The sequence below is a fragment of the Dongia soli genome, assembly GCF_034044715.1.
GTDB lineage: Bacteria > Pseudomonadota > Alphaproteobacteria > Dongiales > Dongiaceae > Dongia_B > Dongia_B soli.
The window spans coordinates 1-7,455 of the sequence record NZ_JAXCLW010000019.1 but is presented as its reverse complement, the minus strand read 5'-3'; the positions used below and the strand labels follow the sequence as shown (position 1 = coordinate 7,455).

At 59.0% G+C, this 7,455-nt stretch carries 8 protein-coding genes; 7 read left to right on the top strand and 1 reads right to left on the bottom strand.

Annotation, left to right across the window (positions count from 1 at the left end):
- Positions 1-218 precede the first annotated feature (218 nt).
- The 7 genes from SMD27_RS23960 to SMD27_RS23930 all read left to right on the top strand — a co-directional run bounded on the left by SMD27_RS23960 (position 219) and on the right by SMD27_RS23930 (position 5,997).
- The gene (locus tag SMD27_RS23960; RefSeq protein WP_320510987.1) at positions 219-914 is read left to right on the top strand and encodes a glutathione S-transferase N-terminal domain-containing protein; all 696 of its coding nucleotides are present in this window, start codon (positions 219-221) and stop codon (positions 912-914) included.
- A gap of 33 nt (positions 915-947) precedes the next feature.
- Entirely contained in the window at positions 948-1,418 is a 471-nt protein-coding gene (locus SMD27_RS23955; RefSeq protein ID WP_320510986.1) for a pyridoxamine 5'-phosphate oxidase family protein, read from the top strand.
- A gap of 51 nt (positions 1,419-1,469) precedes the next feature.
- Complete coding sequence (locus SMD27_RS23950; RefSeq protein WP_320510985.1) at positions 1,470-1,895, top strand: cupin domain-containing protein; 426 nt, start codon at positions 1,470-1,472, stop codon at positions 1,893-1,895.
- 64 nt (positions 1,896-1,959) lie between these two features.
- Entirely contained in the window at positions 1,960-2,409 is a 450-nt protein-coding gene (locus SMD27_RS23945; protein WP_320510984.1) for a GNAT family N-acetyltransferase, read from the top strand.
- Positions 2,410-3,219: 810 nt separating this feature from the next.
- Positions 3,220-4,101, top strand: a complete 882-nt coding sequence (locus SMD27_RS23940; protein ID WP_320510983.1) for a LysR family transcriptional regulator — start codon at positions 3,220-3,222, stop codon at positions 4,099-4,101.
- Positions 4,102-4,349: 248 nt separating this feature from the next.
- Positions 4,350-5,036 carry a peroxiredoxin-like family protein gene (locus SMD27_RS23935; RefSeq protein WP_320510982.1) on the top strand — a complete coding sequence of 229 codons (687 nt, stop codon included), beginning with the start codon at positions 4,350-4,352 and terminating at the stop codon, positions 5,034-5,036.
- 259 nt (positions 5,037-5,295) lie between these two features.
- The gene (locus tag SMD27_RS23930; protein WP_320510981.1) at positions 5,296-5,997 is read left to right on the top strand and encodes a peroxiredoxin-like family protein; all 702 of its coding nucleotides are present in this window, start codon (positions 5,296-5,298) and stop codon (positions 5,995-5,997) included.
- Positions 5,998-6,290: 293 nt separating this feature from the next.
- Here SMD27_RS23930 and SMD27_RS23925 read toward each other — a convergent pair whose 3' ends face one another.
- Positions 6,291-6,839 (bottom strand): YkgB family protein, encoded by a 549-nt coding sequence (locus SMD27_RS23925; protein ID WP_320510980.1) that lies wholly within the window; start codon positions 6,837-6,839, stop codon positions 6,291-6,293.
- Between the last annotated feature and the right edge of the window lie 616 nt (positions 6,840-7,455).

The following is a 7,455-nucleotide window of genomic DNA, read 5'->3' as shown; positions in this document are numbered from 1 at the left end:
GCCATGTACTCCCTGACGAACTTTTTCAATAACGTGTTCGATCCCGAGAAGGACTTTCCCGCCGTTGCGCCGGCGGGCTCGGTCTGACCTCGATCCGGGGGCACCGACCATCGCAAGGATGCTCGGAGGTCCAGGTGAGGCGAGCGTAACCCCGGAGCCCGGAGGCACCCACGAAAGAGACTTGGGAAGGCGTCCGGGCTTTTCCGCTGGAGGGAGAAATGACACTCAATCATCCAATTTTCACGCGCTGGCCGGCACAGTATCCCGATCGGCTGCAGCTCTTTTCCCTGCCGACGCCCAATGGGGTGAAGGTCGGCATCATGCTGGAGGAAACGGGCCTGACCTACGAGCCGCACCGGATCGACATCTTGGCCGGCGAAAACCACGACCCGGCCTTCCTGGCGCTCAACCCCAATGGCAAGATCCCCGCAATCTATGACCCCGATGGGCCGGGCGGCACGCCGCTCGCGCTGTTCGAATCGGGCGCGATCCTCCTCTACCTTGCGGACAAGACCGGGAAATTTCTCTCGGCCGACCCGACCACCCGCTACGAAACGATCCAGTGGGTGATGTGGCAGATGGGCGGTGTCGGGCCGATGTTCGGTCAGGTCGGCTTCTTCAACAAGTTCGCCGGCAAGGCCTATGAGGACAAGCGCCCGCGCGACCGCTACGCAACCGAATCAGCGCGGCTGCTCGGTGTCCTCGACCAACGGCTCACAGGCCGCGACTGGGTGATGGGCGCCGACTACAGCATCGCCGACATCTCGCTCCTTGGCTGGGTGCGCAACCTGATCGGCTTTTACGAAGCGCGCGAGCTCGTCGGCTTCGACCGCTTTCATCATGTGCAGGCCTGGCTCAACCGCGGCCTCGCACGACCAGCCGTGCAGCGCGGGCTCGAAGTGACAGCGGGCTAGAGACAGTCCGCAAAGAACGAAGCGAGGATATCTATGATTAAAATCTCTGCCGACATGGAGGCGATCGTCAAGCAGGCGATACTGTCGTTTGTCGCGACAGTCAACGAGGACGGAACGCCAAATCTTTCACCCAAAGCGTCTTTGACTATCATGAACGGCGTTCTCTACTTCGCCGATATCGCGTCACCCCGGACGATACTGAACTTGACGCGCAATCCCGCCGTTGAAATTAACGTAGTCGACATCTTCCAGAGGCGCGGTTATCGATTCAAGGGTCGCGCGTTGGTACTGCGGCCAGAGGATGACGAGGCCTTGGTGATCGCCAACTGGGTTCGAGCAACGAATGGCCCAGAGTACCCTGTCGATCACGTTGTCAAAATCGAAACCACTTCGATCACGCCGCTGCTTTCTCCAGCCCATGTCTTCGCCAACCCCCCTCGAAGTCAGGACGAAATCAGAAGCACCTACTATCAAAAGTACGGTGTGAAGCCCATTGGAACATAGGGCAGGTCCACGGAGAGCGAAGATTAATCGATATTCAGAGGGACAAAGCCGATGAAGATCCCAACCGTCATCACCGCGACTTGCGCCGCCCTCGCTTTCTCGATGGCCGGCCTTGTATACGCCCATGATAGCGAAGCGGAAACCGTCACGAAGAACTTCGAGGCGGCCATTCCCAATATCCCCGGCAAGTCGCTGATCGCCTTGGAGGTCGATTATGCGCCCGGCGCGGCCTCCCCGTCCCACACCCACGCGAAGTCGGCTTTCATCTACGCCTATGTGATCTCCGGCGCGATCGAGTCAAAGGTGAATGGCGGTGAAACGCGCATCTATCGGGCAGGAGAGAGCTGGTCCGAACCGCCGGGCGCGCTCCATTCAATCAGCGGCAATGCGAGCAAGACCGAGCCGGCCAAGCTCCTCGCTGTCTTCGTCCTCAATACCAATGACAAAATGCTGACAACGCCCGTCAAAAACAAATGACGGCTGGTGCATGAATGCGGGTCAGTTTTCAGACCCTCATCATTCCTTATTTCAGGAGCGTTCGATGCAATCAGTCGAGATCAGAATTGTTGATAATGACGATTTTGACATTTGGCTTCCGCTGTGGAACGGCTATCAGCGATTTTACGAGGTAGATATCCCCGAATCCGTAACGCTCAAGACCTGGGCACGCTTCTTAGACTCCGTCGAGTCGATGCATGCGGCGCTTGCAATGGTTGGCGAACAAGCTTTGGGCCTGGTGCATTCGATCTACCATAGGTCTACCTGGACGACGGGCGACTGCTGCTATCTTCAAGACCTGTTTGTTGCGGAGAATGCGCGTGGCCGTGGCATTGGCCGCGCGCTGATAGAGCATGTTTATGCGGATGCGAGACGACGCGAGGCGCCCCGAGTGTACTGGCTGACGCGCGATTCCAACCATAAGGCCATGCTGCTTTACGACCGCATCGCCGATCGCTCGGATCTCATCCAGTATCGAAGACTACTTGACTGACACGCTGGTTCGTGGAGGCGATGCGGGATGATGCTCAGCGGGATGACGGTCAGTGTGCGCACCCGTCAGACCAGTTGAAAAGCACGACCAATCGAGATCCATAAAGGGTGTTTTCTATATTGGTCCGCGGCCATCCGGTTTGCTCGCTTCACATGTTGTCGGGGCGATACTCTTGAGCGACCCTGATCGGCTGATCTGCAATTGCCTATCTACGACTCTAGTAGTTCGGGCGACGGACGGCATGGGACAGAGAACATCGAAGCTGCTTCGAACGACCTGGCCCGTATCGTGGGGCTAATGCGCATTGAGTCCGTAGGAGACAAAGCGGGCGCATACCCGGTCACCGTCTCGAACACGGGCACGTGGTATGTGGTCAAGCGGGTGACGGCAATCGATAAGCCGCGATCTGTTAGCGTCGGCCAAGGGCGGAGACCAACTCGTCTCTCATAATGCAGTTCGCCCCGATGCTGCTCTGCAGAGTTTCAGAACTCGAGAAGCAATGTCTCAAAAGCCCCTTATTATTCTAAAGGCCGGAAAACCCATCTTTGGAAGAAAGCGTGTTGGCGTTCTCTCGCCCGAGATAAGGAGACTGAAAATGGATCTGAAATGGGCTTTGCAATATCCGCCCTGCATGCCGAATCGCTCGACGACCGGAAGGTTTTCTCAGCCTCTTGGCGGTGCTGATGTCGCCACTTCAGCGGCCCATTCCATCACAAGGGTAACTATGCCCAGTGGTCTCATGTCGGCGGCCGGTTCGGTAGCATGGGCGCCTGGCGCAAGACGTTAGGCTGATGCGAAGCAAGAAATACGATGAACGATCGCCTCACAGCACTCAAATTATTCGTCCGTGCCGGACGCGTCGGCAACTTCTCGATTGCAGGCCGAGAGCTGGGTTTGTCGCAACCATCAGCTTCCCGCCTCATCGCAGCGTTAGAGGACGAAGTCGGAACAGCATTGTTCCGCCGCACGACCCGTGCCGTCACGCTCACGGAGGCAGGGGCGACATATCTCATGCGCATCGACGCCATACTGGCGGCGCTTGACGAGGCCGATCACGAAGCTCGCGGAACAGGGGAACTCCGTGGTGCGCTACGGATCGGGACATCCTCGAGCTTTGTCTTGCGCGAAATCATTCCGCGATTGCCGCGTTTCATGATGGAGCATCCAGCCTTGCGAATTGAACTCCTGTCAAATGACCGCTACCAGGATTTGGTCACGGAAGGGATTGATGTGGCTTTTCGCTTCGGACCCTTGCCGGATTCCAGTGCGACCGTCCGTAAGGTGATGGATGTGCAGCGTGTCCTGACTGCGGCTCCATCTTATCTTGATGTGCGGGGCGTACCAACAATGCCCTCCGATCTCGCGCACCACTCGGTAATAATCGGCCCCGCGCACTTGTCGCCGACATTCTCATTCCGGAAGGATGGCCGGATTGCGTCAGTCAGGGTCGACAGTCCATTGACGGTGACAATCAACGAAGGTGCGATCGCGAGCGCAGTCGCCGGGCTCGGCATTGCAGCGTCGAGCGTAAACAGCGCCCGCGCCGAACTCGAGAGCGGCGCATTGGTTCGAGTCCTCCCGGACTGGGACTTCGGATCGATAGAAATCAACGCGCTCTTCGTGAACGGCAAGGCGACAAAGCCTGCGGCGCGAGCGTTTGCTGACTTCCTCCTCGGCGAACTTCGCGCATAAACTTCCCGTGGCGCTAAAGCCGCCGATCCATCATTCCGCCCGGCCTTGCGGCTCCATGTTACGTTGCCTTATGGAGCTCGCTGCAGCATATCTTAGCGAGACCTCGCTCGCGATATTGGCTAGACTGTAGGTGTCAACCGTGGCTGTCGCTCTTGGGAAGCGGTAGTTCCCCACTGCGGGCGCCTGATGTCGAATACCCCGTTGTGTGTGTGTGCCGAAGCTAATCGAAACTAGCGCCAAGAGGCGAGATGCCACTCAAGGACCAGCTTGATGCACTGAGGGCTGAAGACTACGCCCGTGCGCTGCCCGACGTAACATTAGCGAGGCAACGAGCCGTCGATGATCTGATGGCGTCCGGTTTAGGAGAGCGTGCTGTCCGCGCGGGGAGCCTCGCTCCGGCGTTCCGCTTGCGCGACGGCAACGGTGTCGTTGTGTCCTCTCATAAGTGGTTGTTTGCCGGTCCCATGGTCCTTGTGTTCTACCGGGGACGTTGGTGCCCCTATTGCAATCTCGACTTGCGTGCAATCGAGGCCGCGGCCGACGATATCCGCTCGTTAGGTGCCTCCATCTTGGCCGTTTCCCAGCAAACCTCTTACGAGAGTCGAGAAACGGTGCGGCTTAACGCCCTGACGTTTCCCAGCCTTGTTGACCGGGGCGGAAAGCTTGCCTATGCCTTTGGTTTACGCTGGAAGGCATCCGCCGAGCTGAGAGCCGTAGAGAAGGCCTGCGGCGTCGATCTCGCCCTCTTGAACGGGGAGCCAAGCTGGACGCTAACGATGCCCGCGCGCTATATCGTCGCTCCTGATGGTATGGTCGAGTATACTGACATCAGCGTTGATTATACCCGACGGTGTGACCCAGCGGATCTCTTACCCGTCCTCAGGCGTCTCAGGATGCGGTGGGCCACTGACCCGGTGCCGGCGCTACGCGCTTGATCCGCCATTCCAGAATAAGTGTCTACCCGCCCGGGTATATAGAAAGTCGGGACCATCAACACCGGTTTGGCAGGTACTCCTACCCGGTTTCCTCGAGGGAGGTGACCAACGGCTGCGGTCGTTGCAGAGTTGCCGACGTATGGCGCTCCAGCTCCGCTGCCATTCATAATTTCGGCAAATAACTCTAAGTTGTTGTAAGCGACTACTAGGACTCGATTCGCTGAGCCACTTTATTACAAGACGCAGAAGCGTCGGCGGCATGACGGAACAAGACATGACCATACGCGAGGAGACCTCGGCGGCCCCATCTAAGCCACTGTGCGATACCGAGTCCGGGACTGTCCGGACTCTTCGTGATGCAGCCGAATATCTGATCGCATCGCGCCACGCGGAACGTGCCCTAACGGCAGGGAGCTACGCTCCGACTTTCTGCTTGCCGAATCAAAACGGGACCGAGGTCACGCCAGAATCTCTGCTCAGGCGCGGTCCGCTATTGCTCACTTTCTACAGCGGCACATGGTGTCAGGCCTGCAACCTCGACCTTCAAGCACTCGAAAAGATGCGTCCGGCTATCGAGCAGCGCGGAGCGTCTCTCCTCAGCATCTCGCAGCAAACCGTTGCGGAGAACCTGCGTGCGCACAATCTGACAATGGTCGGATTTCCAATCTTAAGCGATAGGGGCGGGAGGGTTACTTCCGAATTTGGCGTCCGCTGGCGGATCCCCCAACTACTTCGTGAGTGCCACAGGAACAATGGAATAGATTTGCCATCGCTTAATGGGGAGGAAAGCTGGACGCTGCCGATCCCGGCACGCTTCGTTATCGACAGGGCGGGCATCATTGCCTATTCGGAGGTTAATCCGGATCCGACCCGCCGTTTCGAACCTGGGGACATCCTCCCTGTGCTCGACTTTCTGGTTGCGCGCAACCTGACCAGTTCTGACCTTCTGGAAACGTGGTGAGCGTCGCGCAAAGCTCGGCTCGTGGAATAGGGCGGCGTCGATGATCCCGAGCGATAAATCGTCGGGGACCAGATTGCGGCGAGCGCTCAACGCACTTGGGACCGTCGGGGCGCGGAGAAGATCATCCGGTACGGCGTCAGCTTCCAAGGGTGGCGAAGCTCCGATCGTTTCGCCGTAAGTTCGGTCGAAATAGTCGCATGGCAGGATATGAAAGCGTCTGGGGGACGACCTCAGCGCGGCCGCGGACTTCGGTCTGTTACCGAAATCCGCGGCGGGTTCCGACTCAGGGGGGATCACTGCGCTCGCAGGCGGCGGGCGGCGTCAGTCGCGATCCACAGCGAGACGGCGAGGAGGCCGACGTCCTTCAGCAGGAATTGACCGGGCGCGACGGTGATCGCCGGGAAGCCGAGCGTGGGCTCGAAGACGCCGGCGGTCGAGGCCATGAAGCTCAGCGTGGTGACGAAGAGGCCGGCGGAGAGCAGCCCGCCGAGCGCCCCGGCCAGAGGCCGGACCAGGCCCGCAAGCACCAGGAGACCGATGCTGAGCTCGAGAAAGCCGAGGAAGGTGGAGAAGCCGCGCACCGAAAAGATGTCGTAGAACCAGCGCAGCAGCGGGCTGTTCGAGACCAATGGCACCAGTCCCTGCGCCTCATAGCCGGTGAATTTCATGCCGCCGAACCAGAAATAGATCACGGCGAGCGAGAGGTAGAGACCAGCCCGCGTCAGCGGCTCGGTCGATGCAAGCCCGCGGTCGAGGACGGTTGCGTATGAGACAGGAGGATGTACTGCGAATGTCGCCTCGGCGGCGGGGCTGTTGCGGTCAACGGACGGAATGGTTGCCATGGCTTTCTCCTGGGTTAGATCGGTGAAGCGGCCGGGATGACGCCTCGACGTGCCTAGAAGGATGGCCGACGCCCGCGTACATGTCGTCCGGCAGGAATTGCAGATCGTCCGATGAGCGAGCTTCGGGTGACGAGGGGTGACGAAGCCGTCGTTGCAGGTCCCGACCGCCCGATATGATCGATGCTAAGAACCATAGGGGTGGGTACAACGAGCCCCCGAAATAATGCGGACCACCCGGCTCCGACGTAGCGGGCAAAAGTAGACCGCAAGCGGCTAGGGAAAATGGACTCGACGAGCCTGTCGAACAAGTGCACGGAGCGGCGGGATAAGCATCGCCCGAGCCGGCCTGTCTCACCTCGTAGCAGGCGCTGGCATACCCAACGGCTGGCATGAATTTATCGCAGACGACTTGGCAATCAGGCCACTGAGGTATCACGCGTGGCGCGATACCTCAGTGGACTATAGACCTTCCGGATCTAGGCGGTTGCGTTGCCCCTGTTAGGTTGGCTCGAAATCACCGGGCAGCTCGGCCGAAGACCAACCTCACTTGTGGTATTTCTGGGCGATTTCGTCGAGCGATGGGTAAAACTGGGTCCATACATCGTCTTTTTTGGCG